Genomic DNA, 25,034 nt, shown 5'->3' on the forward strand with positions numbered 1-25,034 from the left:
CAGCTTCCGGAGCGAACCTAGCCTTCCAGCACTGCGAGGGCTTCCTCGACGCTGTCCACCAGGAAAATCCGGTTCTCCATCCGCCGTCCCGCGGCCAGGCTCTGCAGCAGGGGCCAGGCCGGAAACCGGCGCAGCCAGTGCTCCTTGCCCACCAGCACCATGGGCGTGATGGTCTCCGGGGCGCCGTAGTAGTTTTCGCAGGCGTCCTGGAAGATCTCCTGAACGGTGCCGCCGGAGCCGGGCAGGAAGATGATCCCGCCGTTGCACAGCTCCAGCAGGATCGCTTCACGGATGGCGTTGGCGAAGTACTTGGCGATGTGCGTGGCGAAGAAATTGGGCGGCTCATGGCCGTAGAACCAGGTGGGAATGCCCAGCGACGGCGTTCCGTCCGGATGGCGTTCAACGACGGCCGCCGCGGTCCGCGCCCACGCCGAGACCGATGGCCGGAACCCGGGTACAACGGCAAGGTCCGCCAGCGCCCGCTGGAAATCCGCGTCGTCCGCCGCGCTCAGGTAGGCGCCGAGGTTGGCGGCCTCCATGGTGCCCGGGCCGCCGCCGGTGGCGACCACCCGTCCGTTCCGGGCCAGCAGCCGGCCCAGCAGCGCAGCCTCGGTGAACCCCGCCGAACCGCGGCTCGCTGCATGCCCGCCCATCACGCCCACCATGGCCCGGCCGACGCACAGCTCCGAGCGGGTCAGCTCCTCCAGCGCGTCGCCGATCGAGTGGTCGTGCAGGGCCGCGGCGAGCGTGGCGTCCAGCCGGTGCCGCTGGCCGGGACGGATGCTCCACTGGTAAACCCTGGCGTCCAGGGTATCCTCGTAGCGGGTTTCCTCGACGCCCGCGTAAAGCTCCTGCGGGGTGTAGAGCCGGCCGCGGTAGGGGTCGAACGGAACCCTTTCCAGTTTGGGAAAGATCAGGGCCCCGCGGGCGCGCAGCGATTCCTCCACCCCGTCGTCGAAGCTGCAGCCGAGGAAGATCGCGCCCTGAGCGTCGAGGGACTCCAGCGGCTCGCGGCGGCCGCGCAGGTCCAGCGACTGGAGGTGCCAGCCGTGCATGGACCGGGCTCCCCCAGCGACCAGCACGTCGAAGCTGCCGAGGCTCTCGACCTCGAGCGTGCGCGGACTTGGGTGCAGGCTTCGGGCAGCGCTCATCCGTGCAGTCCTAGTCCCGGGGGTCCGCGGCGGGGCCTGTGGCGGAGCCGGCGGGACGGCCGGCGCTACCGAGGTAGGTGTCGAGCTTAGCCAGGGTTTGCTCCAGGTTGGCCGGGTGGCGGCGGAGGTAGCCGGCCAACCGCAGGAAGATCTTGCCCCGGACCTGCCGGGCGTCCCACTGCTCGGTCACCAGGGTGCCCGGCCGGCCGGCGGCGTCGCTGGCGGGCTCCAGCAGGTAGCGCCAGACGTGGCCGTAGAAGTGGCGCCAGGCAATGCGCCTGCCTTCCTCGAACTCACAGACCGTGTTGAGGATCTTGTAGTCGACTCCGACCTTCATGTCCATGCCGAACTTCGCGCCCGGGCCCAGCCGTTCCGGGCCGCGGGGCTGGGCGCCCTTGACGGTGTCCGAGCCGTCGATCGCGCTGTGCAGCGCCGGGGTGGCGAGCACCTCGAAGACGGCTTCCGGGGCGGCAGCGATGAAGCGGCTGCGGGACACGAGATACCTGTTGTTCATCCGGCAATCCTAGTCCTGCGCGGGGACGCGGACGTCGTGGTGCAAAATGAGTCATGCAGACTCCAGCCCGGCCCGTCGGCGGCCGTCCCCGCATCGGCGTTCCTGTCCGGCTCAGCAGTTCCGAAGACCCCGACCCGCGGGTGGGCGAGGCCAACGGGCTCTTCGATTACATCGTCGACCTGCTCCGCGACGGCGGCGCCGACCCCGTGCTGCTCACCTCCGCCGAGGACCTGGCCGGGCTCGACGGCGTCGTGCTCCCCGGCGGCGGGGACCTGGACCCGCGGCTGTACGGCGAGGAACCCGGCGAGGCCTGCTACGACGTCAACCACGGCCAGGACGCCCTGGACCTGGCCGTCGCCCGCCAGTCGATCGACGCCGGGCTGCCCGTGCTGGGCATCTGTCGCGGGCACCAGCTGCTGAACCTGCTCTACGGCGGATCCCTGGTCCAGGACATGGACCCGGGCACCGTGGCGCACCGGGACCCCGCTCCCCTGCACGACGCAGGCCCCTGGGCCTGGCACGAGGTCGGGATTGCCGCCGGGTCGAAGGTGGCCGGGCTCTACCGGGACTCCGGTGGCACCGCGGCCGCGGTCACCGTCAAGATCGCCTCGGGCCACCACCAGGCCGTTGCCCGGGTAGCCGACGGGCTCGTGGTGAGCGCGGTGGCCGACGACGGGACCGTGGAGGCGCTGGAAGATCCGGCCCGCTGGGTCGCCTCCGTCCAGTGGCATCCGGAGGCACAGGAGCTGCCCGCTGCGGAGCGGCTGGCGCCGTTCCGGGCCTTTGTGGAGGTCTGCCGGAACCGTACGGCCGCGCGTTAGAGACGCTGCATCTCGGCGTCCGTCCGGGCGGCTTCCGGCCCCGCGGCGGACGGCGCAGGCCGCCGGGCGTCGTCGGGGGTAGTGCCGCGCGGGGCGCCTTTTTTGGCGGCCATGGCGGCGAAGGCCATCACGCCCAGGCCCAGCAGGGTGATGCCGGCGCCGGCCCAGATCGGCGAGGTGTAGCCGAGCCCGGCGGTGATGGTCACGCCGCCCATCCAGGCACCGAGCGCGTTGCCCACGTTGAAGGCGCCGATGTTCGCGCCGGAGGCGAGGGTGGGCGCTCCGTCGGCGTACTTCATCACGCGCATCTGCAGCCCGGGTACGGTGGCGAAGCCAAAGCCGCCCAGCAGCACCATGGACGCGATGGTCATCGGCTGGCTGGCCGAGGTGAGGGCGAAGACGACCAGCACCAGCACGAGGGCAGCGAGCACCACGAGCAGGGTGCGGTCAACGTTGCGGTCCGCGGCCTTGCCGCCGACGGTGTTGCCGATGAACAGGCCCATGCCGAAGATGATGAGCAGCCACGGCACGGTGGCCGCGGAGAAGCCGGTGACCTCGGTCAGGGTGTAGGCGACGTAGGTGAAGGCGCCGAACATCCCGCCGTAGCCCAGAATGGTCACGAAGATCGACAGCCAGACCTGGCCGGAGCGGAAGGCCCGGAGTTCGCCACGCAATCCGCCGCCGGCAGAACCCGTCGCCTCCCCCGCGCCGGTCTTCGGCACCAGGGCCAGAATGCCGACGAGTGCCAGCACGCCGATGCCGGTGATGGCCCAGAACGTGGAGCGCCAGCCCGCGACCTGGCCGAGCATGGTGCCGAACGGCACGCCCAGGACGTTGGCCGCGGTCAGCCCGGTGAACATGATGGCGATGGCGCCGGCTTTTTTGGTGGGGGCGACCATGCTGGCGGCCACCACCGCACCGATCCCGAAGAACGCGCCGTGGGCCAGTGCGGCAATGATCCTGCCCGCCATCATCAGGGCGTAGTCGGGGGCGATCGCGGAGACGAAGTTGCCGGCGATAAACAGCACCATCAGCACCGCCAGCACCGGCTTGCGCTCAAAACGCGTCACCGCGGCGGTCAGGACCAGCGCCCCGACGACGACGGCGAGCGCGTAGCCGGAGATCAGCCAGCCGGCGGTGGCTTCGGTGACGCGGAAGTCCGCGGCCACCTCGGGCAAGAGGCCCATGATGACGAACTCGGTAAGTCCGATTCCGAACCCGCCGAGGGCGAGTGCAATCAGGCCGATGGGCATGGGGACTCCTTCAAAACTGTACGGGGAGATTTGCGAGGCGTAAGCTAATAGTTGCAGACGCGTTATTCATTGTTGCACACGCAACTATCGCGCGCAAGCAACTACTTTGTGGGCGGACGCTCCCGGCTGGCCGGGACGCGGATGCCAGAGCTGGAAGGAGCACAACTGATGGGCATCAAGGACGACGCCGTCGAGGTCCGGGCGCAAGGGTGGCGGACGCTCGCGGCGCTGCATGGCCTGATTGAGGCGGAGCTGGAGCGTTCCCTCCAGGCCGGGGCGCAGCTCTCGGTGGTGGAGTACACCGTGCTGGACGCGCTGAGCCGGCAGGACGGCTGGCACATGCGAATGCAGCAGCTGGCCCGGGCCACGGCCCTGAGCGCTAGCGCCACTACCAGGCTGGTGAACCGGCTGGAGGAACGCGCGCTGCTGACCCGGATCCTCTGCGCGGACGACCGGCGCGGGATCTACACCGAGCTCACGCCCAGCGGCATCGCCCTGCTGGACCGGGCCCGGCCCGTCCACGATGCCACCCTGGAGCGCGCCCTTGCCGAGGCCCAGGAGGTTCCGGAGCTCGCTCCCCTGGTGGACGCGCTCCCCCGGCTGCACGCAGGAGTTTGAACGCGGGAGTCTGAACCCGGCAGACCTGGCTCCGGCGCATTAACGCAGCAAAGGCGCCGGAGGCAGCTCGAAAGCTGGCCTCCGGCGCCTCGCCGGGCCCGGGTGGTCGGGGCTAGACGGTCAGGGCCGAAGTCCGCGCCGTGCCGTCGTAGCCCCCGGACGGCGCCTTGAGCCCGTAGAGCCGGCCGATGGTGGGCGCCACATCCGCGGTCCGGGCGGGTTCCGAGGAGACGGACTGCTTGACCACGGAAGGGCTGCCGCCGGACACGAAGAACGGGATCGGCTCGGTAGCGGGGTGCCCGTGGTTGCCCGGGATCGGGTTGGAGGCCACATACGGGTCGGAGAACCGCCAGCCCGCGCGGCAGTAGGCCACCAGGTCGCCCGCTTCTGCCCCAAGCCGCAGGTCCGCCGGCTTGTTGACCGACAGGACGCCTTCGTGCGCCGCGACCAGCTGCTCGACGGCGGCCAGGCCGGCCGCGCGGTCGGCGTCGGCCCCGGTCCAGTAGAGCAGGTCCGCCCCACCGTTCTGGGCGATCTTGACGTTGGACCGCAGCTCCGGCCGGGACTGCAGGATCAGGTCGATCGAGATGACGTTGCTGGGCAGGGACCAGTCCATCGAATGGTCGGCCAGCACCATGACTACACTGGAGTCCCACTTGCCGGCGCTCTTGAGGTGGTCAATGAAACGCCCCACCTGCACATCGGTGTCCGCGAGGGCGGTTTCCCGCGCGGCCCGCAGCGTGGTTCCGGAGAGGTCGGAGTGCCCCACGCGGTCGATGTCGCCCAGGTTGGTGAAGACGAAGTCGGGGTCCGGCCCGGACACCATGGCGAGCAGTGCGTCCATCGTGGCGGCGTCGGGCGCGTGCCCGGTGATGGGCAGCAGCGGCTGGGGTTCCCAGCGGTAGCTGGCGCGGGTGCCGAAGATGCCGTAGAGGTACTTTTTGCTCAGCACCGAGCCGGTGGTGAGCCCGCGTTCCTGCAGCCGCTCCAGGAGGGTGGGAAAGTGCAGGTCGGTGGGACGGTCGAGGTCCCGCACCGTGCCCTCGGCGCGGTCAAAAATGGCGTTGGCCGGCACGCCCGAGCGGTCCGGGCGCACCCCGGTCATCATCATGACGTGGTTCGGGATGGTCTCCATAACGGGCAGCGAGCGCGCCGACGGGAAGTTGGTGCCGGCCGCCCGCAGGGCCGCCAGCCGCGGTGTCAGGGTGGGCGTGATCTCGTCCGGACGGCAGCCGTCCACCACAAGGACGTAGCTCCGGGTGCGTCCGGCAGCGGGAGCGGCCCAGGCGGCCCCGGGCGCGGCGGACAGCACGACGGCGGCGCCGCCCGCGGCGGCGAGTTGCAGGAACTGCCGGCGGCCCGGCGTCGGCTGGTTGTTGGACAGACGGCTCATGCGAGACCTCCCTGGGCGGGCGTGACCTTGCCCGTGTTGGTTTGGACATTGAAGGACGTGGACAGGGTCGATCCGGATCCGGCGGCGGTGCGCTCGGCGAGGACGTACCAGTCCATCCGGACGCCGGCGGGGGTCACATCCAGGACGGAATAGCCGTGCGAGTCGAAGTCCAGGTACTTCACGTGCGGGTTGGCCGCCTTGATGGCGTTTTCGACGCCGACGGATCCGGTGCGGGGCGGGACGTTGAGGATGTCATCGAGGTTGTCGCTCGTGACAGAGGTGCAGACCAGTTCCGCGGCGACCGAATCGCCGGTGGCCGGGTAGGTGGCCGGATCTGCCGGGACGTCGCACGCCCAGCCGGAGTGGATGTCGCCGGTGAGGAACACGGTGTTCTTGACGCTGTTGTCCCGCAGGTGGCGTACCACGCGGTTGCGGTCGGCCTCGTAGCCGTCCCACTGGTCCACGTTGTACGGCACGCCGCTGATGCTCGTCCCGCCCATCAGTTTTTGCACGCCGGCCAGCTCAGCGGTGCTCAGGGTGGAGGGAACCCGGACAGGAGCAATCATGACGGGGTTGCCGACCAGCTTCCACTGCGGGCCGGCGGAGTTGAGGTTGCCCAGCAGCCAGTCCATCTGGGCGGCGCCGGTGATGGTCCTGGCCGGGCTGCTGATCGAGGAGTCCGCCCCGTTGGCGGCCTGCTGGTCGCGGTAGGTGCGAAGGTCGAGCATGGACAGACTGGCCAGCGAGCCGAAGTCCAGCCGGCGGTAGATCTGGCCGCCCGGCTCGTAGCGCACCGGCATCCACTCTGCGTAGGCCTGGTGCGCGGCGGCGAAGCGCTCACTCCAGGTGCCCTCGGCGCCTGGGGTGTGGTTTTCGGCCCCGCCCTTCCATGCGTCGTTGGCCGACTCGTGGTCGTCCCAGGTCACGATGAAGGGGGCGGCCGCGTGCAGAGCCTGGAGGTCGCGGTCGGTTTTGTATTGGGCGTGGCGGCGGCGGTAGTGCGCCAGCTGGGTCATTTCGAACGCCGGGTCGTGGGGGCGGACCACAACGTCGCGGGCCTGGTAGTCGCCGGGCGCGTATTCGTAGAGGTAGTCGCCCAGGTGAAGGACGGCGTCGAGGTCGCCCCGGGCGGCCAGGTGGCGGTAGGAGGAGAAGTAGCCGGCCTGCCAGTTGGCGCAGGACACCACACCGAACTTCAGGCGGTCCACGGCGACGCCAGCGGCCGGCGCCGTCCGGGTGCGGCCCACCGGGGACACGGCCGCCCCCAGGGTGAAGCGGTACCAGTAGCTCGTACCGGGGGCGAGCCGGTCCGCGATGACCTTGACCGTGTGGTCCCGCGCCGCGCCGGTGCCGGCCTTACCCCGGGCCACGACCTTCTTGAAGCCGGCGTCGGCCGCCACTTCCCAGCCAACGGAAACGTCAGGCCCTACGCCGCTGCCGGGCAGGGCATCCGGCGCTGGAGTGACGCGGGTCCACAGCAGCACGCTGCTCGGCATCGGATCGCCGGAGGCGATGCCGTGGCCGAACGGGCCGGCGGCGGGGGCTGAAAAGGCGCCAGCGGGGGTGCTGGTGGCCAGGGCGCCGGCGACGGCGGCGACCCCCGCGGAGCGCAGTACTTGACGACGAGTAAAGTTAGTCATGCATTCCAGTATCTCCACGCTGGCCCGCCAGAATGCCGATTTTTCCGCCCCATTGGCCGGACGTTCAACGAAAGTTAACCGTGGCGAAGTGCCGCCGCGGGCTCTGCCGGCGCTAGGGCCCTTGCCGCCTGCGGGGCGCCGGCGTACGCTTAAACAACCAAAACATTGATCAACCTACAGGTTGAGTAACTAGTGATACGGGACCCCGTGGCCGACGACGACGAACACCTCGACACCGCCTTCCTGGCGCTGGCCGACCCCGTCCGCCGCCGCATTATCGCCCGGCTCAGCCGGGGCCCGGCCACTGTCAACGAATTGGCGGAACCCTTCGCGATCACCAAGCAGGCGGTCTCGAAGCACATCCAGGTCCTCGAGCAGGCGGGCCTCGTCACGCGCACGCGGGACGCCCAGCGCCGGCCCGTCCACCTGAACCCCGCACGGCTCGAAGCACTCACCGCGTGGATCGACCAGTACCGGTTGGTCCGCGAAGAGCAGTTCCGCAGCCTCGACGCCGTGCTCCAATCCCAGGCCGCTGCGAGCGGCACCCAGGCAAAGGACTCATCATGAGCAACGCCCTGAAACTCACGGTTCCGGAAGGCCTCCCCTTCATCGACTTCGAGCGGGAGTTCGACTTTCCCGTCGCCGAGGTCTTCCGCGCCCACAAGGAACCCGACCTCGTCGCCCAGTGGCTCGGCCCGCGGCGGCTCACCATGGATGTGGACCACTACGACTTCCGCACCGGCGGCACCTACCGGTACACGCACACCGGGCCCGACGGCGTCGCCCACCGTTTCAGCGGCGTCTTCCATACCGTCCGCGAGAACGATTTCGCCATCCAGACCTTCGAATACGGCGGCTACCCGGACGTGGTCAGCATCGAGGCCATCACCTTCCAGGACCTTGGCGGGGGCCGCACCCGGCTGAGCGCCCACGCGGTCTACCCCAGCATGGAGGCCCGTGACGGTATGGCGCAGTCCGGGATGGAGGGCGGATTGACCGAGGCCTACGAGCGGCTCGAGGAGTTACTGGCCGGCGCGAAAGTCTAGGACCGCCGTCGTCCTTAAATAACCATCGCGGGGTCACGTCCGGTCCATCCCACAAGGTGGAATGGGCCGGAAGTGACCCCGCGTTGGTTTCAAGGGCCGGTGGTCAGGAGACCTGCAGGCCGCCGTTGATGTCGTAGGTGGCAGCGGTGATGTAGCCGGCGTCCTCGCTGAGCAGGAAGGACATCAGGGCCGCGACCTCGTCGCGGGTGCCGACCCGGCCCATCATGATGCCCTCGGACATCGCGGCTTTGCGCTCATCGCTGAGCGTGCCTCCCATGATGTCGGTGTCGATCGGCCCCGGGGCCACCGCGTTGACGGTGATGCCGAATTCGCCGACTTCGCGGGCCAGGGCGCGGGTGAATCCGAGGATCCCGGCCTTCGAGGCGCTGTAGGCGACCTTGGAGAACGTTCCCCCGCCGCGCTGTGCGGAGATCGAGGACACGCTGACGATCCGGCCGACCCGCCGTTCGATCATGCCCTTGAGGACCCGCTGAGAGACGATGAACGTGCCACGCATGTTGATGGCGAAGACCTTGTCCCACTCGGCGACGGACGTCTCCATAAATGGCGTGGGTGAGCTGATGCCCGCCAGGTTGGCCAGGCCGACGATCGGCGGAAGCGACTCCTCGACCTCGGTGATGGCCCGGTCCACCGAGGCCTCGTCCGAGACGTCGGCCCCGACGCCGATCGCCTTCACGGCCCGGTTTGAACCGATTTCGGCTGCGGCGGCCTTGGCGTCCTCGGCGTTGATGTCCAGGATCGCGATTGACCAGCCGTCGCGGGCCAGGCGGTCGGCCGTGGCCCGGCCGATGCCGCGGGCCGAGGCGGCGCCGGTCAGGACGACGGTGCGTTCGGCGGGGAATGTGCTCTGGGTTGTCATAAGTGCTTCCTAGTGGCTGTCTGCTGGGGCGGGGGCGGTTGCTGCCGGAGCGGAGACGCCCTCCGGACGCTTGCGGGCGTAGAGGTAGGTGGCGATGGCGGTGATCGCGAGGCAGGCCGCGAGGAACGTCAGGCCGCTCTGGCTGTTGCCGGTGGTGTCCTTGAGGATGCCGACGATGTACGGGGCGACGAAGCCGCCGAGGTTGCCCAGTGAGTTCACCATGGCCAGGCCGGCCGCGGCTGCGGCGCCGGTCAGCGCTGCGGACGGCATGGCCAGGAACGGCGCGATCGCCGAGTAGATGCCCATCGCGGCGAGCGTCAGGAAAACCATGGCGAGGATGGCGTTGACCGGCAGCAGGTAGCCTGCGCCGAGCAGGCCGACGGCGGCAATCACCATGCTGACGCTGGCGTGCCAGACCCGGTTGCCGGTGCGGTCCGATCGCTTGCTCCAGTAGTAGACGAACACGGCGGCGATGGCGTACGGGATGAAGACGATGAAGCCCACCTGCGTGGTGTCGAACTTACCGAGCGCCTTGACGATGGTGGGCATCCACAGGCCCAGGCCGTAGATGCCGCAGACCAGGCCGAAGTACAGGGCCGAGTACGCCAGGGTGCGGGGATCCTTGAGGCCGGCGAGGAAATTATGGTTGCCGGACTTCTGCTTGTCGGCCAGTTCCTTGCTCATGGTGCTCGCGAGCCAGTCGCGTTCCTCGGGCTTGAGCCACTTGGCGTGCTCCGGACGGTCGGTCATGACGAACGGCGTGACGAGGCCCAGCACGATCGCGGGGATGCCCTCGATGATGTAGAGCCACTGCCATCCGTGCAGGCCAGCGACCCCTTCAAGGCCCAGGAGCAAGCCGGACACCGGCGCGCCGAGGGCGTTGGAGATCGGCTGCGCGAGGATGAAGATGCCCAGGACGGTCACGCGCTGCGCTGCCGGGAACCAGAGGGTCAGGTAGAACAGGATGGCCGGGAAGAAGCCGGCCTCGGCCGCACCGAGCAGGAAGCGGATGACGTAGAAGGTGGTCTCGCCGTTGACCAGGAACATGGCCGTGGCAAAGATGCCCCAGCTGATGAGGATGCGGGCGATCCATTTACGGGCGCCGTAGCGGTACATGCCGCCGTTGCTGGGGATTTCCAGCAGGGCGTAGCCCAGGAAGAAGATGCCGGCGCCGAGGCCGTATGCGGCTTCGGTCAGGCCGATGTCACCCTGCATGCCAAGCTTGGCGAAGCCGACGTTGTTGCGGTCCAGATAGGCGACGAAGTACAGCAGGACGATAAGGGGCATGAGCCGTCGGCGGACTTTGCGGAGGGTGGTCTGGCCCAGTTCACTCAGGGCCGGAGCAGTAGCCAGGGAGGTCATCGCGGGCCTCCACCGGTGATCAGGGTGCCCTGGGAAGGGAAGTGCGCGCGCATGAAGACTCCTTTGGCTTGCGGCATTTCGAGATGAAGCAGATATCAGATGTCTGATATCTCAATGAGATTCTAATCACAGCGGCATACGGCGTCAACAGGGTTCGGCAAAGAGTCGCGGCCGCTGTGCGGCACGCCGGTGCAGAGTCCGGCGCGACCCGACAAGACCCGCCGTTTGGAGCGGGCGCGGGTCAGCTGGCGGCGGCTCCGCTGCTGGAGACCGCGAGGTAATGCTTGTAGTCCTCGAAGGTCTGGGTGATGTGCGCGTCCATCGCGGAGCGCGCGGCGGCCGGCTCGCCGGAGGCGATGGCGGCAAGGACCACTTTGTGGTGGTGGATGGCGTGCCGCTGCACGTCCGGGAACGCCGAGGTATCCCGGCGCATGGCGTAGAGCAGCGTCGAAAGCTGGGACAGCAGGGCCGGCACAAAGGGGTTGCCGGAGGCGCGCAGCACGGTGTCGTGGAAGGCAATGTCCGCCAGGGTCAGGGCGTCGACGTCGCCCGAGTGGTGGGCGGCCTCCATCAGCTGGACGCTCTCCGTCATGGCGGCGAGGTCGGCCTCGCTGTGGCGTGCGGCCGCAAGTTCGGCGGCTCCGGTTTCGACCATCCGCCGGACCTCCAGCAGGCGCAGCGCCACCTGGTCCGAAGCCACGCCCCTCGACGCTGCCCGCATGATCGCATCCAGTCCGGTCCAGCGCTCAGGGGGATTGACGAATGTGCCGAGGCCGCGCCTGACGTAGACGACGTCCTGGGCCTTGAGGACCTTCATCGCCTCGCGGGCGGTCAGGCGGCTGACGCCCGATTCCTTGGCGATGTCGGCCTCCGGCGGGAGGGCATCGTCGGCCTTGATCTGGCCGCTGAGGATGTATTCAAGGACCCTGTCCACAACGACGTCCACCAGCGTCCGCCGTTTTTCAGCCATCGTAATCCCCTGCCCGCGCGCCCGGGAGCGGGCGCTTTGCCTTCCCTAAACACTACTAGACCCGCGGGGGCGGTCCCCGCCGCCGTCGTCCTTAAACGAACACGCGGGGTCACTTCCGGTCCATCCCGCAAGGTGGAATGGGCCGGAAGTGACCCCGCGTTGGTGCTTGGCGCTTGGCGCCTAGAGCGTTGCGAAGACCTCGCGCAGCAGCTTGGCGGTCTCGGACGGCGTCTTGCCGACCTTGACGCCGGCAGCCTCGAGGGCTTCCTTCTTGGCCTGGGCGGTGCCCGCGGAGCCGGAGACGATGGCGCCGGCGTGGCCCATGGTCTTGCCTTCCGGGGCGGTGAAGCCGGCCACGTAGCCCACGACCGGCTTGGTGACGTGGGCCTTGATGTAGTCGGCTGCGCGCTCTTCGGCGTCGCCGCCGATTTCGCCGATCATCACGATCGCTTTGGTCTCGGGGTCAGCTTCGAAGGCTTCGAGGGCGTCGATGTGGGTGGTGCCGATGACCGGGTCACCGCCGATGCCGATGGCGGTGGAGAAGCCGAGGTCGCGCAGTTCGTACATCATCTGGTAGGTCAGGGTGCCCGACTTGGAGACCAGGCCGATGGGGCCCTTGCCGGTGATGTTGGCCGGGGTGATGCCGACGAGGGCCTCGCCCGGGGTGATGATGCCGGGGCAGTTCGGCCCGATGATGCGGGTGACCTGCTTGCCGTTGGCGTCGACCTTGGACTGGGCCAGGGCCCAGAACTCGGCCGAGTCCTGGACCGGCACGCCTTCGGTAATAACGACGACCAGGCCAATGCCGGCCTCGATGGCCTCGACGACGGCGTCCTTGGTGAAGGCCGGCGGCACGAAGACGATGGAGACGTCGGCGCCGGTCTCGGCCATGGCTTCCTTGACGGTGCCGAAGACGGTGATTTCGTTATCGCCGTGCAGGACCGTGGTGCCGGCCTTGCGGGCGTTGACGCCACCAACGATGTTGGTGCCGGCCTTGAGCATCAGGGCGGTGTGCTTGGTGCCTTCGCCGCCGGTGATGCCCTGGACGATGACCTTGGAGTCCTTGTTCAGATAAATAGACATAGTCGGGTCCCTTTACTTCGCTGCGTTGGCGAGCTCGGCAGCCTTGTCGGCGCCCTCGTCCATGGTGGCGGCCAGGGTAACCAGCGGGTGGTTGGCCTCGGCCAGGATGCGGCGGCCTTCCTCGACGTTGTTGCCGTCGAGGCGGACGACCAGCGGCTTGTTCGCGGAGTGGCCGAGTTCGGCAAGTGCGCCGACGATGCCCTTGGCGACAGCGTCACAGGCGGTGATGCCGCCGAAGACGTTGACGAAGACGGACTTGACCTGCTCGTCGCCGAGGATGACGTCGAGGCCTGCAGCCATGACCTCGGCGGAGGCTCCACCGCCGATGTCCAGGAAGTTGGCGGGCTTGACGTTGCCGTGGTTCTCGCCGGCGTAGGCAACGACGTCGAGCGTGGACATGACCAGGCCGGCACCGTTACCGATGATGCCGACTTCGCCGTCGAGCTTGACGTAGTTGAGGTCCTGCGCCTTGGCCTTGGCCTCGAGGGGGTCCGCGGCGTCCTTGTCTTCAAGGTGGGCGTGCTTGGGGTGGCGGAAGTCGGCGTTCTCGTCGAGGGAGACCTTGCCGTCGAGGGCAACGATGTCGCCGGCGCCGGTCTTGACCAGCGGGTTGACCTCAACGAGGGTGGCGTCTTCCTTCTTGAAGACGTCCCAGAGCTTGAGGATCACGGCGGCGACCTTGCCGCGAAGTTCCTCGGCGAAGCCTGCGGCGGCAACGATCTCGTCGGCCTTGGCCTGGTCGATGCCGACGGCCGGGTCGATCGCAATCTTGGCCAGGGCCTCGGGACGCTCGACGGCGAGCTGCTCGATTTCCATGCCGCCTTCAACCGAGCACATGGCCAGGTAGTTGCGGTTGGCGCGGTCCAGCAGGACGGAGAAGTAGTATTCCTCGGCGATGTCGGCACCCTGGGCAATCATCACCTTGTTGACGGTGTGGCCCTTGATGTCCATGCCGAGGATGTTGGTGGAGTGCTCCAGCGCCTCGTCGGCGGTCTTGGCGACCTTAACGCCGCCAGCCTTGCCGCGGCCACCGGCCTTAACCTGTGCCTTGACGACAGTTACGCCGCCGATCTTCTCGGCAGCTGCCTTTGCTTCTTCAGGGGTGTGCGCCACGATGCCAGCAAGCACGGGTACACCGTGCGCCTCGAACATATCGCGCGCCTGATATTCAAACAGGTCCACGGTTTAGTGTCCTTCTACGTCGAAGTAGTTTCTGTACAGCCGGACCCCACGTACTCGCGGTTACCGGGCTGCGGAATAAACGCACCCTGCGACAAGCTCGGAAACGAGCCACACGGCGCAATGCTCCTTGTTCGAACTCTAGTCCTTCCTGCGGACCGGCCCGTCCCAGAGTACCCGTTATGTGAGTAAGGACACTATTCTATTGAGCGTAGAAAAACCGCTAGATTACGGGGTTTTTAGGGCCTCCGACGGCGTCGCGGAGCCCGTTGTGGGGGCCGGCGAGATTGGCGCGTAACGGTCGCGCGAAATGAAGAACTCCACCCTGGCGGAGACGTTTCCGCAGGTGGCGCCGCCGTCGTACGCAGGCATGACCCGCTCCCGCGGGCGGCCACCTCAGGCAGGGGCGCCGGGCGTCCCGCCGGCGGCGACGGTCGCCGTGATGACCTCGACGGCGGCGCCCACGCCGTCATCCGCCTCGAACTGCTGGGCCATCGCCTGCGCCCGTGCGCGCCACGACGGATCGCCCAGCACGGTCCCGACGGCGGACCGGATGGCCGCGGCACTGGGCGTCTCGGTCTTCAGGTTCACTCCGACGCCGGCGTACTCCACCCGTGCATTGACGTCGTTCTTACCCTCGTTCAGGCCGGCGGTCACGAGCGGCACCCCGTGCGAGAGGGCCAGCAGCACGCCGCCGAACCCGCCGTTGGTGACAAAGACGTCCGTGCCGGGGAACACCTGGGCGAAGTCAATGTAGTCCTCGACGACGACGTTGGGCTGCGGGTAGCGGCGCCGCAGGTCATCGGAGCCCACCCCGCCGGTTGCCACGATCACCTGGGTGTCCGTGTCCTTGAGCGCCTCGATGGTGGGGACCATCAGTTTTGCCGGGTCCCGGTTGTCCACAGTTCCCTGGGTGACGACGACCCTCCGGCGGTAGGTCCCGGCCGCCGTTGGAGCCGCGGCTGGCCCCGCCGTCGGCAATGGTGCGTCCACGGCTCCGGCACGGTGCGGCAGCAGGGCACCAACGTAGTGGACTTTCGGGTTGGTGTGCCGCCGCGGGAAGTCCAGGGACGCGGTGCCGGTCTGGATGACCGCGTGGGACCACCGGTAGGTCTCGTCGAGGATGGCGGCCTCTTTGGGGGTCTGGAGTCCGTAGTTCTGCAGTTGGCGCACGTAGCTGACCCGGGCGGGCTTTGTGACGAACTGGTCGGAGACCAGCCGGGCGCCGGCATGGAGGATCCGGTGGGCGGGGGTCCGTGCCGGGGCGAAGCCGAAAAACATCGGAGGCACCAGCGGGTCCGTTTCCATGTTGCCGATCGGCACAAAACTGACGACGGGCTTGCCCAGCACCACCGACACGAGGCGCTGGATGAACATGGTGTTGTCCAGGACCACCGCGTCGAACGGGAAGCGCTCGTGCACGTCGCGGATGTCTTCGAAGAAGTTGCTGACGTTGCTCGCGAAGATCCGCTCGCCGTCGAACCGGATCGCCAACGGCCCCTTGAGCCCGGCGCGTTGCGGGTAGAGCTCGTTGAGGTTGTCCCCGGTGTGCTCAACCGCCCGGTTGAACGGGTAGTGCGGGATGCCCAGCTGGTCCAGCTTGGGCGCGAGCGTGGAGCCGGTGTACCAGCCGACCTCGTGGCCTTCGTCCTGCAGGCGGACACCGATGCCGGTCATCGGGTTGAAGTGCCCGGCGATGGCCTGGCTGGCCAACAGGATTTTCATGCCTTAGTTTAGGCGCCAATCTTGGTGAGCGGGGCGTACCGCAGCAACAGCCTCTTCTCGCCGATGTCGAACTTCACCTTTGCCACAGTCTTGTCCCCGGCGCCCTCCACGGCCAGCACGGTGCCGTTGCCAAAGCTGGTGTGGTTGACCTTGTCCCCCACGCTGACGGCAACAATCTCCTTCTGCGGCTGGACCCGGTTCTTGGCGATCGCGGCCGGGACATCGGCGTTGAAGCCGGCCGAGGAGTCCGCGCCGGTGCCGCGGGCGGTACCGGCGCCCCAGAAGGATCCGCCGTAGCGGCTGGAACCGATTGATCCGCCGCCCCAGCTGCTGGCCTGGCGGGTGGATCCTTCGCGCTTCCACTCGACCAGATCGGCCGGAATTTCCTCGATGAACTGGCTTGCGGGGTTGTACTGGCTCTGGCCCCACATGCTGCGCACTTCGGACCGGGTCAGGTAGAGCCGTTTCCTGGCCCGGGTGAGGCCGACGTAGGCGAGCCGGCGCTCCTCCGCCAGTTCCTTGGGGTCTGTGGCGGAGCGCTGGTGCGGGAACAGCCCGTGCTCCATGCCGGTCAGGAACACCACCGGGAACTCGAGGCCCTTGGCGGTGTGCAGCGTCATCAGGGTGACGACGCCGAGCCGCTTGGCTTCGGCGACGGCGGCATCGATATCTGCCCCGGGTGCGTCCGGGATCTGGTCGGCGTCGGCCACCAGCGAGACCTGTTCCAGGAACGCGCCGAGAGAGCCCTCCGGGTTGTCGCGTTCGTATTCGCGGACGACGGCGACGAGTTCGGCGAGGTTTTCCACCCGGGATTCGTCCTGCGGGTCGGTGCTGGAGCGCAGGGTGGCGAGGTAGCCGGTCTGTTCCAGGACGGCCTCCAGTGCCGCGGCGGCTCCGGAGCCGGCGGCCACCTCGGCCAGGTCGTCGAGGAGCTTCACGAAGCCCAGCACGGCGTTCACGGAGCGGGTGGCCATGCCGGGCGCTTCCTCGGCGCGGCGGGCGGCGGCCATAAAGGACGTCCGGTCCCGCTGCGCCAGCGAGGCGAGGGCCCCCTCGGCCCGGTCGCCGATGCCGCGCTTGGGCTCGTTGAGGATCCGGCGCAAGTTGATGTCGTCGTCCGGGTTGACCAGCACCCGCAGGTAGGCGAGGGCGTCCTTGATTTCCTTGCGCTCGTAGAAGCGGGTGCCGCCGACCACCTTGTACGGGAGTCCGACGCGGACCAGGACGTCCTCGATGGAGCGTGACTGGGCGTTGGTGCGGTAGAAGATCGCTACGTCGCCCGGGCGGAGGTTGCCCTCGTCCTGCAGGCGGTCGATTTCCTTGGCGATGAACTGCGCCTCGTCGTGTTCGTTCTCGCCGACGTAGCCAACGATCTTCTCGCCGTCGCCCTCGGCGGTCCAGAGCCGCTTCTCCGGCCGGTTGGGGTTACGGGAGATCACCGAGTTGGCGGCGCTGAGAATGGTCTGGGTGGAGCGGTAGTTCTGTTCGAGCTTGATCGTGCGGGCGTCCGGGTAGTCCTTCTCGAACTCCACGATGTTGCGGATGTCGGCGCCGCGGAAGGCGTAGATGGACTGGTCCGAGTCGCCGACGACGGTCAGCTCAGCCGCGCCGGGGCCTTCGCCGACGATCTCGCGCACCAGGGCGTACTGGGCGTGGTTTGTGTCCTGGTACTCGTCGACAAGCACGTGCCGGAAGCGGCGCCGGTAGGAGTCGGCGAGCGCCGGGAACGCCCGGAACATGTAGACGGTTTCGGCGATCAGGTCATCGAAGTCCATCGCGTTGGCCTGTCGCAGCCGCTGCGTGTAGCCCTTGAAGACCTCGGCGACGGCCTGCTCGAAGGGGTCGTTGTAATTGGCGCTGGAGGCGTAGCTGTCGGCGTCGATCAGTTCGTTCTTGAGCGCCGAGATCTTGTGCTGGATGGCTTTGGGTGCGAAGCGCTTGGGGTCCAGGTCCAGGTTCTTGGCCACGAGGGTGATGAGGCGCAGCGAATCGGCGGAGTCGTAGATCGAGAAGTTGGAGTTCAACCCGACGTTGGCCGCTTCGCGCCGCAGGATGCGCACGCAGGACGAGTGGAAGGTGGAGATCCACATGGTCTTGGCCCGTCCGCCGACCAGCAGCTCGATCCGCTCGCGCATTTCCGCGGCGGCTTTGTTGGTGAAAGTGATGGCCAGGATCTCGCCGTGGTGCGCCCGCCGGGTGGCGATCAGGTAAGCAATGCGGTTGCTGAGCACCCGGGTCTTGCCCGAGCCGGCGCCGGCCACAATCAGCAGGGCGCCGCCGGCGTGTTTGACGGCTTCTTCCTGCTGCGGGTTGAGCCCCTGCAGCAGCTCGTCCGCGTTGGGCAGCCGCGGGCGGTCACCCTCGTCGCCGTGCCCCGCGCCGTGTGCGCCATGCCCGTCGTGCCCGCCATGGGAGCCGAAAACGGGCGCGGACACCGGGCCCGGCATGCCGCTGCCAGCCCCCGGGTTTCCGGACGCTTTCGCGGTCGCGGCAGCCTTCGGTGCAGCTTGGAAGGGTCCGTCGGCATAGGGGTCAAACAACATATCCATGGTGTTAACCAGTCTAGGCGGTGCCACTGACAGCACGATCCGGGGCACCCCTCCCCGACGGACATGCCCTCTCCCGGCGCCGGCGGATGGACATATCGGCATTATGTCCACTGCTCAAGCCCAAGAATGAGCATGTCCGTCACGCGACAGCCTTAGGAATGAGCATGACTGTTGGTGCTGCCTGGTCGCTGGCCGCTCGCCCACCCCCACCCCCGACGGACATGCCCTCTCTTGGCGCCGGCGGATGGACATATCGGCATTATGTCCACTGCTCAAGCCCATGAATGAGCATGTCCATCGGGCAGCTGCCTCAAAAATGGGCATGCCCGTGGGTGCTGCCCCAAGAATGAGCATGTCCATCGGGCAGCTGCCTCAGGAATGGACATGCTCCCTGTGCCCTGCGTCGGCCCTGGAGACGCACCGAGGTTTCGCAGGGTCGGGCCCGGCCTACCCGACCGACCCGGACTCCAGCGCGGCGCGGAGCTGCCGCACCGCCGTCGTGCCTCCGGCGACATGCCAGTCGAGGCCGTTGACGCGGACGACGTCGGTGGCGCCGCCGGCCGCCTGGACGATCGCCTGGCCCGGCAGCCAGTCCCACTCCGGGGAGCTGTGCTGGAACCAGCAGTCGAGTTCGCCGTCGGCCACCCTGCCGAGGTCGCACGAACCGGAGCCGAACATGCGCAGCGCCGCCGCCGCGGTCGCCGCGGCATGCCAGGGCATGGCACACATCGGGTCGGCAAGCCAGGTCGGATGGATGTAGGTGGCGGCACCCAGCTCCGCCAGTTGCGATTCGGAGCGTCCCCGGCCGCCGGCGTCGAGGGGCCGGAAACTCGTCAGCGGCTCACCGTTGAGCGTGGCGGCCCGCGCGGTGCCACCGAGCCAGAGCTTGTCCTCCTCGGGCTGGAAGATGGCCCCGAGCAGCGCCCCGGACGCATCCTTGAGTGCGATCGCCGAGCACCAGTAGCTGGAGCCGTGCAGGAAGTTGTACGTGCCGTCCACCGGGTCGATCACCCAGGTCCGGCCGCTGCTGCTGTGCCGGGAGGCGCCCTCCTCGCCCAGGATGCCGTCGTCGGGCCGGCAACGCTGGAGCTGTTCGAGCACGTAGGCCTCTGCGGCGTGGTCCGCGGCGGTCACGACGTCGGAGACGGAGGTCTTTTGCTGCCCCTCCAGGCCGCCCTGCCGCATCAGCAGCGCCAGGTTGCCGGCTTCCCGCACCAGAGCCTCGGCCAGCTGGTAGTCGTCCAGTTCGGGGCCCAGGTCCGCGGTGCTGTGCCGGCCCATCCGGTGTCTGCCAAGTTCGTTACTGCCTAGTTCGCTCACGCGTTCAGCCTAGCTGGCGCCGTGCGACGCTGAACAGGCGGGCGGGCGTCGCCGCGGTCCCGGCTGGAGACCGGCGAGGCGCGGCCCGGGGGAAAGGGCGATAATGGTGCCATGGCCAAGACACCCGCCCAGCGGATCAAGAAGCACGGCGCCAGCGCGGCCGTCCCCCAGCACCACCTGCCCGCGGTGATCAACCCCAGCACCACGCGGACCCCGCATAAGGCGCAGAGCAACAGCAACCTGATCCTGATCGCGGGCGTCGTGGCCAGCCTGTTCCTGTTCTGGTACGTCCACCTGCTGACCCTGAACCAGCTCACGCAGCTGAGTGGCGGACTCCCGATGCCCGATTCGCTGGTCGGCGGCTTCGACCAGGGCTTTGTGGAGCAGTTGCGCTCGGCCATGGACGGCGATGCCCGCGGACAGCTCAACTACGTGCACAAGACCGCCGGAACGCTGTTCCCGCTGATTTTCGGCTTCACCTGGTTGCTGCTGATCGGCACAAACGTTGCCCGGAAGGGCCTCCGCTGGGCTCTGTGGGCGGTGCCGCTGCTGTTCGCGGGGGTGCGGCTCTGGGGGAACGCCGCGATCGACGCCATGATGTCTGCAGACACGCTCGACGGCGGCCAGGTTGCCCTTGCGTCCGGACTCACGCTGGCCGGCTGGGTCCTGCTGGTCCTCAGCCTGGTAGTCGGCGGCGCGGCGATGTTCCTGGGCCGGAAAGCGTCAGCAGCCCGCCAGCTCTAGTGACGGCCAAAGCCCGCGGCTGACCACAGACGCGACCAAAGAGATCCCGAACCGAGCTCGTCGGCGAGGAACTCCCGGGCCTGCTCGGCGCGGTGCTGCGCACCTGCATCTTCAAAGTGGGACGCGGCTTCGGTCAACGCGTGCCGAGCTTCCCGCTTCTTTCCTTGGTCCAGGTATGCTCTCCCCAGGAGAGACCAAGCATCGCCCAGAAGCTGGGGAGCGACCGCGGCCGTGCAGATGTCTTCCAATATCTCAACCGCTGTTGCCGTGTCACCCGCAACGAGATTCCAGTTTGCCCGGTTACGCCTAAGGAGCAACAAGTCGCTCTGAGTGCCCCCAATGATGTCAGTCGCTAGTTCAGCCCGTTCGATGCAGCGCAGCGTATCCGCGTCTGCGACGTCGGCCGCCAACCGCATTGCTGCGGAGGCCTTGTTGAATTTAGCCCAGACATCCAAATTCTTGGTGGGCGAAAAAGTTGAGGCAGCCAGCTCGTGGTAATGCAACCCATCCTGGACCCTACCGCAGAGGAACGCGACATTGCCGACCACCCAAAAGACCTTGCCGGCCAGTTGATCGTCTAGTTCGTCCGAAATGACTGAAGCGAGACTTTTGCTTTCCGCCCAAGCTTCATCGAATTGACCGCCGTCGGCTAAGGCGGCAATTAGCGCTTGCCTCGCTTGAACATTGATTTCGAGGTCCGAGTCTCCAGAGGTCAGTTCCGCCGCCGCTCGCGCGCAGTCGGCCGCCTGCTCGATGAGTCCAGCCCCTTGACGCGCCTTCGCTAGGAGAATATAGGTTCGGGCCTGATCCCGCTCGCTCACTGGTCCTGATGAACTCCCTAAAAGGCTGGTCCCGAGTTCCACGCAAGCGTTGAACGCTTCCGCGTCAAGAAGGTTCTCCGCTTGAAGAAACGTCATGTTCCACCACGACGTGGCATCTCCGGCGCTCAAGGCGATCTCGGCAGCCTGTTCCGCGCTCCCGGCAGCCTCGGCGAAGGAGTGGTGGCTGCGCTGCTCGTGCGCCTTGAGCTCAGCGGCAGCGTACAGCGGCGATACGGAGTGCATAAGACAAGTATCGGTGGGATTCGTGAAAAAAGGGAACACGGCGCGCAAGGAGCTCTCTCCCGGGGCTATCGCTGGGGCCATTTAGCACATGTCCATAAAGACCTCCGCGAATTCTTGCTCCACGGCGTGTCTTATTCCCCTATACTGAACCTGCATTACCCGAGTCACTTCAGCCACTTTAGTAACAGGAGCCCTTCATGAAGAAAACCATTGCAACCCTCCTCGTCGCCGGTGCACTGGCTGCAGCGGGCGTCTCCGCGGCATCCGCTGTTTCCGCCAACGGTGGTTCCGGCCAGGGCTCTGTCGAGGCCGTGTACTTCTGGCCGAACTCCACCCCGAAGAACTAACGGAGTCAGCAACCGCAAAGGGCGGGAACCAGATTTACCTCCGGTTCCCGCCCTTTGTTATGTCCGGCGGCACCCAGCCGCCCGCGCCGGCGTCGTAATTGCCCGTCAGGGCTCTATTCCGACACCGCACTCCACTGCGACAGCGTTTCCTCAAAGGATTCTGCCGGCACCGGGCGTCCAAAGTAATAGCCTTGTCCGCTGCTGCAACCCAGCCGGACCAGCTCCTCGGCCTGTTCGGCGGTCTCGATCCCCTCGGCCACCGCCTTGAGCCCGCAGGCATGGATCAGGTGCAGCACGGCCTCAACGAAACCACCCTGCTCCTCATCCGTTCCGAGGCCGGCTATCAGGCTCCGGTCGATCTTGACCACGTTCACCGGGAGCCGGCGCAGGTAGCTGATCGAGGAGTAGCCCGTGCCAAAGTCGTCGATTTCGAGCTGCACGCCGAGCTGGCGCAGCCCGCTGAGCGAGTACTTGTCCACGTCTCCGCCGGTGACGGCCATGGACTCCGTCAGTTCGATGATGAGGTTCGCCGCGTCAACCCCGGTCTCCCGCAGGATGTCCTGGACGTGCTCAATCAGTTCAAGGTTCTGCAGCTCGGTGGTGGAGATGTTGACCCGGACGGAGAACTGGCTGTCCAGCGGCAGCCGGTCCTGCCAGTCGCGCAACTGGCGGACCGCGTGGCGCAGGACCCAGTGGCCCAACTCCACGATCATTCCGGTCTCCTCGGCCAGCGGAATGAACTGGTCCGGCATCAGGAGCCCGCGCTCGGGGTGGTTCCAGCGGACCAGCGCCTCGACGCCCTCGATCCGACCGGTGGCGAGCTCCACCACCGGCTGGTAGTGCAGCGTCAACTGGTCATGCTGGATCGCCTCTCGCATCTCGGTGACCATCAGGCTCTGCAGCCGGCGGGCATAAAGCAGCGCCGGCTCGAAGACCTTGATCCCGCTGTGCGGCTGGGCCTTGGCGGCGTACATGGCCGTGTCGGCTTCCATCACGAGGTCGTCGACGGACTGTCCGGGCTCGGCTACGCGCACGCCGATGCTGGTGCCGCAGGTGACCCGGAGGTCGCCGATATCCAGGCTCTCGCTGAGCGCTTTGAGGATCCTGTTGGCGACCCTCCGGGCACGGACAAGGTTGGATTTCGGCAGCATCACGGCAAATTCGTCGCCGCCCAGCCTGGCCACGGTATCGGTCACCCGGACCGCATCCTGGAGCCGCCGGGCAATCACGCGCAGGACGTCGTCGCCCGCGCTATGGCCCAGCGTGTCGTTGATGCCCTTGAAGGAGTCGAGGTCGAGAATCAGCAGCGCCGGCGGCAGCTCGCCGCGGGACGACTCGGCAAGGGCGTGGCTGAGCACCGAATTCAGCGCGGTCCGGTTGGCCAGCTGGGTCAGCGGATCCGTCAGCGCCATCCGCTCGAGCTCCACCTGCGCCTGGCGCAGCATGGCGGTCCGGCTCTCCACGCGCTCCTCGAGCTCCTGGTAGATGGTCTGCAGGTCATCGGCCATCAGGTTGATGCCGGCAATCACCGCAGCGACGTCGTCGCGCGCACCGGAGTGGGGAATCCTGGTGCTGAGATCGCCGCTGGCGATCCGGACGATGCCTTCGACGAGGCTATGGAGCCGGGGATCTGGAACTTCACTATTCACTCGTATACGGCCTTAACCACTCGAGGGCTTCCGCGCGCGAAAGGAAAAACTCCGCCGGGATTGTTTCGGATCTTGAACGCAGCAGGTAGTGCGCGATCACGCGGTCCACCGGGCTCTCCCCCACCAGCGCGAACGCCGTGGCGGCAATCGAACCGGTATAGATCTGGCGCGCTTCCACGCTGACGCCAACGACACCGGAGATGATCAGCAAAACCGGTGCGCGCCGGCCGTCGGCGAGTGCGCGAACGGCCGCCCCGGCCACCCGGGCTTCGGGGCCCTCGATCTCGCGGTTCGGCGGCAGCGCCACTTCGATGATGCCGCCGTCGAGCTGGCGGACGCCGATCACCGGCTCACCGGCCGGCTCCCTGGCCAACAACGACGGCGCCGTGGCGGCGAGCGCCGCTGCAGGGGTCGGGGGCTCTGCGGGGAGTTCCTCATCGGGTGCGTCCGGCGCGACCGGCGCTTCAACTGTCATCGGAGCTCGGCCCGGCGGGCTGCGGCCGGGCGCAGGTGAACATTTGCCGGGTCGCCGAAAACTGTGGCCGCCGGTCCCGGCACAACTAGCTGATCAGACATTTGTCCCCAAAGACTACAAAGTCGGCATCGGCGTGCGCTGGAGCCAAGTCCGGCACGAGGCACCGGACCGTTCCGGCGAATGCCCTCATAATAGTGCAAGCCGGCCAGCAGATGAGACATAAGACACCCCACGACACAGATTCTCCAAAAGTCCCGCCCGAAAGCCTCCGCCGGAATCCCACGAGCCGTGCGGACTGGTCGGGGCGCCCTATTCCCCTCCCCCGGCCGCCCGCTTTCGGGCAACGAGCTCCTGCCGGACGCGCTGGGCGACCACCAGCCCCAGCACCGCCATTCCGATGGTGATGGGGTACCCCATCAGCCGTTCCAGCGTTCCCGGTTCCGGCACCTGCATCCCCGTCAAGCCGCCGGCCACCAGCGCGGCCAGGGAGACAGCGCCGCAGGCAAGGATGAACCAGCCCAGGGGTGTCTGGCGGCGCCACAGCCAGCCGACGAGCAGCAGCGCCAGGGCGCCCGCAGCGAAATACATCAGGGCGCCCACCAGATGCCAGCCGGAGCCGGCGTCTTCGGGCACCAGCCCCACCACTACGGTCCCGGCGCCGGCGGTCAGGCTGAGCGAGCGGGCGGTGAACGCGGCGGCCGACGGCGAGCGCCGCCCCGGGGCCACGGCCAACCGCGCCCCTGCCCGCGCCGCGACACCGATCACGGCCGAGCTCAGCAGCAGCGCCCCGACCATCATGCCGATTCCCTGGACCACGAACGAGGCGTTCATCAGCAGGTGTGCGGGTGAGCAGACATCCCGCCCGGAAAACTCGCCACAGTGCAGCGCGCCGAGGTCGCTAATGTAGCCGGTGCGCCGGCTGTACCGCTCCGGTCCCGCCCACGCGCCGATCACCGCAACCTCGGCGACGAAGTACTGCAGCACGCTCAGTTTGGCGAGGGCGCCGAGGTAGAACCGGGTGGAGGCCACGTCGGGGAGGTAGATGAGCTCCCGGGAGGCGGTCGCGGTAGAGGCTGTCATGCGAAGAGCGTAGTACGTGCCCTCACCTTGTATGCTGGTATCCGTGTCCGGACGGGCCGGCCGACCGCCGCCCACCCGCACGCCCGCCCTCGTAGCTCAGTGGATAGAGCACGGCTCTCCTAAAGCCGGTGTCGTTGGTTCGATTCCAATCGAGGGCACTTGAACTCCCAG

24 protein-coding genes and 1 tRNA gene are annotated in these 25,034 nt (G+C 67.7%); 7 read left to right on the forward strand and 18 right to left on the reverse strand.

The window, feature by feature from the left end; genetic code table 11:
• Positions 1-17: 17 nt before the first annotated feature.
• Both AC6I9V_RS04930 and AC6I9V_RS04935 read right to left on the reverse strand, forming a co-directional pair.
• On the reverse strand, positions 18-1,151 hold the full coding sequence (locus AC6I9V_RS04930; RefSeq protein WP_349413082.1) for an LOG family protein: 1,134 nt from the start codon (positions 1,149-1,151) through the stop codon (positions 18-20).
• A gap of 10 nt (positions 1,152-1,161) precedes the next feature.
• On the reverse strand, positions 1,162-1,665 hold the full coding sequence (locus AC6I9V_RS04935) for an SRPBCC family protein (protein WP_497898553.1): 504 nt from the start codon (positions 1,663-1,665) through the stop codon (positions 1,162-1,164).
• Between the two features lie 53 nt (positions 1,666-1,718).
• Here AC6I9V_RS04935 and AC6I9V_RS04940 point away from each other — a divergent pair, with 53 nt between their 5' ends.
• Positions 1,719-2,486 carry a gamma-glutamyl-gamma-aminobutyrate hydrolase family protein gene (locus AC6I9V_RS04940; protein WP_497898554.1) on the forward strand — a complete coding sequence of 256 codons (768 nt, stop codon included), beginning with the start codon at positions 1,719-1,721 and terminating at the stop codon, positions 2,484-2,486.
• On the opposite strand, the gene AC6I9V_RS04945 is transcribed toward AC6I9V_RS04940, so the two are convergent.
• Positions 2,483-3,739, reverse strand: a complete 1,257-nt coding sequence (locus AC6I9V_RS04945) for an MFS transporter (protein WP_497898555.1) — start codon at positions 3,737-3,739, stop codon at positions 2,483-2,485. The genes AC6I9V_RS04940 and AC6I9V_RS04945 overlap by 4 nt on opposite strands.
• Before the next feature lie 168 nt (positions 3,740-3,907).
• On the opposite strand from AC6I9V_RS04945, the gene AC6I9V_RS04950 reads away from it, so the two are divergent.
• A complete protein-coding gene (locus AC6I9V_RS04950; protein WP_497898556.1) occupies positions 3,908-4,357 on the forward strand; it encodes a MarR family winged helix-turn-helix transcriptional regulator in 450 nt (149 codons plus the stop codon).
• Positions 4,358-4,469: 112 nt separating this feature from the next.
• On the opposite strand, the gene AC6I9V_RS04955 is transcribed toward AC6I9V_RS04950, so the two are convergent.
• Together AC6I9V_RS04955 and AC6I9V_RS04960 are read right to left on the reverse strand one after the other, a co-directional pair.
• Positions 4,470-5,750: an alkaline phosphatase family protein gene (locus AC6I9V_RS04955; RefSeq protein ID WP_497898557.1), complete on the reverse strand. Its 1,281-nt coding sequence runs from the start codon at positions 5,748-5,750 to the stop codon at positions 4,470-4,472.
• Positions 5,747-7,390 carry an alkaline phosphatase D family protein gene (locus AC6I9V_RS04960; RefSeq protein ID WP_497898558.1) on the reverse strand — a complete coding sequence of 548 codons (1,644 nt, stop codon included), beginning with the start codon at positions 7,388-7,390 and terminating at the stop codon, positions 5,747-5,749. The genes AC6I9V_RS04955 and AC6I9V_RS04960 overlap by 4 nt, the downstream gene beginning before the upstream one ends.
• 192 nt (positions 7,391-7,582) lie before the next feature.
• On the opposite strand from AC6I9V_RS04960, the gene AC6I9V_RS04965 reads away from it, so the two are divergent.
• The gene (locus AC6I9V_RS04965) at positions 7,583-7,957 is read left to right on the forward strand and encodes an ArsR/SmtB family transcription factor (RefSeq protein WP_497898559.1); all 375 of its coding nucleotides are present in this window, start codon (positions 7,583-7,585) and stop codon (positions 7,955-7,957) included.
• Positions 7,954-8,436, forward strand: a complete 483-nt coding sequence (locus AC6I9V_RS04970; protein ID WP_497898560.1) for an SRPBCC family protein — start codon at positions 7,954-7,956, stop codon at positions 8,434-8,436. The genes AC6I9V_RS04965 and AC6I9V_RS04970 overlap by 4 nt, the downstream gene beginning before the upstream one ends.
• A gap of 103 nt (positions 8,437-8,539) precedes the next feature.
• Here AC6I9V_RS04970 and AC6I9V_RS04975 read toward each other — a convergent pair whose 3' ends face one another.
• The 9 genes from AC6I9V_RS04975 to AC6I9V_RS05015 form a co-directional block, all read right to left on the reverse strand.
• A complete protein-coding gene (locus AC6I9V_RS04975) occupies positions 8,540-9,316 on the reverse strand; it encodes an SDR family NAD(P)-dependent oxidoreductase (RefSeq protein WP_497898561.1) in 777 nt (258 codons plus the stop codon).
• Between the two features lie 9 nt (positions 9,317-9,325).
• Entirely contained in the window at positions 9,326-10,678 is a 1,353-nt protein-coding gene (locus AC6I9V_RS04980; RefSeq protein WP_497898562.1) for an MFS transporter, read from the reverse strand.
• Positions 10,679-10,919: 241 nt separating this feature from the next.
• Positions 10,920-11,648, reverse strand: a complete 729-nt coding sequence (locus AC6I9V_RS04985; protein WP_497898563.1) for a FadR/GntR family transcriptional regulator — start codon at positions 11,646-11,648, stop codon at positions 10,920-10,922.
• 180 nt (positions 11,649-11,828) lie between these two features.
• Complete coding sequence (gene sucD / locus AC6I9V_RS04990; protein WP_120955091.1) at positions 11,829-12,731, reverse strand: succinate--CoA ligase subunit alpha; 903 nt, start codon at positions 12,729-12,731, stop codon at positions 11,829-11,831.
• A gap of 12 nt (positions 12,732-12,743) precedes the next feature.
• The gene (sucC, locus tag AC6I9V_RS04995; RefSeq protein ID WP_497898564.1) at positions 12,744-13,913 is read right to left on the reverse strand and encodes an ADP-forming succinate--CoA ligase subunit beta; all 1,170 of its coding nucleotides are present in this window, start codon (positions 13,911-13,913) and stop codon (positions 12,744-12,746) included.
• A 225-nt stretch (positions 13,914-14,138) separates the two neighbouring features.
• The gene (locus tag AC6I9V_RS05000; protein ID WP_497898565.1) at positions 14,139-14,282 is read right to left on the reverse strand and encodes a hypothetical protein; all 144 of its coding nucleotides are present in this window, start codon (positions 14,280-14,282) and stop codon (positions 14,139-14,141) included.
• A gap of 24 nt (positions 14,283-14,306) precedes the next feature.
• The gene (locus tag AC6I9V_RS05005) at positions 14,307-15,635 is read right to left on the reverse strand and encodes a glycosyltransferase (protein WP_497898566.1); all 1,329 of its coding nucleotides are present in this window, start codon (positions 15,633-15,635) and stop codon (positions 14,307-14,309) included.
• 8 nt (positions 15,636-15,643) lie between these two features.
• Complete coding sequence (gene pcrA / locus AC6I9V_RS05010) at positions 15,644-18,184, reverse strand: DNA helicase PcrA (RefSeq protein WP_497898567.1); 2,541 nt, start codon at positions 18,182-18,184, stop codon at positions 15,644-15,646.
• A gap of 447 nt (positions 18,185-18,631) precedes the next feature.
• A complete protein-coding gene (locus AC6I9V_RS05015; RefSeq protein ID WP_497900257.1) occupies positions 18,632-19,465 on the reverse strand; it encodes an inositol monophosphatase family protein in 834 nt (277 codons plus the stop codon).
• A gap of 150 nt (positions 19,466-19,615) precedes the next feature.
• On the opposite strand from AC6I9V_RS05015, the gene AC6I9V_RS05020 reads away from it, so the two are divergent.
• On the forward strand, positions 19,616-20,248 hold the full coding sequence (locus tag AC6I9V_RS05020; RefSeq protein ID WP_497898568.1) for a hypothetical protein: 633 nt from the start codon (positions 19,616-19,618) through the stop codon (positions 20,246-20,248).
• Here AC6I9V_RS05020 and AC6I9V_RS05025 read toward each other — a convergent pair.
• Positions 20,245-21,312, reverse strand: a complete 1,068-nt coding sequence (locus AC6I9V_RS05025; RefSeq protein ID WP_497898569.1) for a hypothetical protein — start codon at positions 21,310-21,312, stop codon at positions 20,245-20,247. The genes AC6I9V_RS05020 and AC6I9V_RS05025 overlap by 4 nt on opposite strands.
• A gap of 197 nt (positions 21,313-21,509) precedes the next feature.
• Between AC6I9V_RS05025 and AC6I9V_RS05030 the strand changes: the two genes are divergently transcribed.
• Positions 21,510-21,659 carry a hypothetical protein gene (locus tag AC6I9V_RS05030; protein ID WP_497898570.1) on the forward strand — a complete coding sequence of 50 codons (150 nt, stop codon included), beginning with the start codon at positions 21,510-21,512 and terminating at the stop codon, positions 21,657-21,659.
• Positions 21,660-21,772: 113 nt separating this feature from the next.
• On the opposite strand, the gene AC6I9V_RS05035 is transcribed toward AC6I9V_RS05030, so the two are convergent.
• From AC6I9V_RS05035 to AC6I9V_RS05045, 3 genes are all read right to left on the reverse strand, one after another.
• Entirely contained in the window at positions 21,773-23,308 is a 1,536-nt protein-coding gene (locus tag AC6I9V_RS05035; RefSeq protein ID WP_497898571.1) for a putative bifunctional diguanylate cyclase/phosphodiesterase, read from the reverse strand.
• Positions 23,301-23,783 carry a DUF7793 family protein gene (locus AC6I9V_RS05040; RefSeq protein ID WP_497898572.1) on the reverse strand — a complete coding sequence of 161 codons (483 nt, stop codon included), beginning with the start codon at positions 23,781-23,783 and terminating at the stop codon, positions 23,301-23,303. Before AC6I9V_RS05040 ends, AC6I9V_RS05035 begins: the two co-directional genes overlap by 8 nt.
• A 309-nt stretch (positions 23,784-24,092) precedes the next feature.
• Positions 24,093-24,863, reverse strand: coding sequence for a DUF998 domain-containing protein (locus tag AC6I9V_RS05045; RefSeq protein ID WP_497898573.1), 771 nt, complete (start codon positions 24,861-24,863; stop codon positions 24,093-24,095).
• Positions 24,864-24,948: 85 nt separating this feature from the next.
• Between AC6I9V_RS05045 and AC6I9V_RS05050 the strand changes: the two genes are divergently transcribed.
• A tRNA-Arg gene (locus AC6I9V_RS05050) sits at positions 24,949-25,021 on the forward strand.
• The last annotated feature ends 13 nt before the right edge of the window (positions 25,022-25,034 follow it).

The sequence above is a fragment of the Arthrobacter sp. SlRoot2-15 genome, assembly GCF_059739345.1.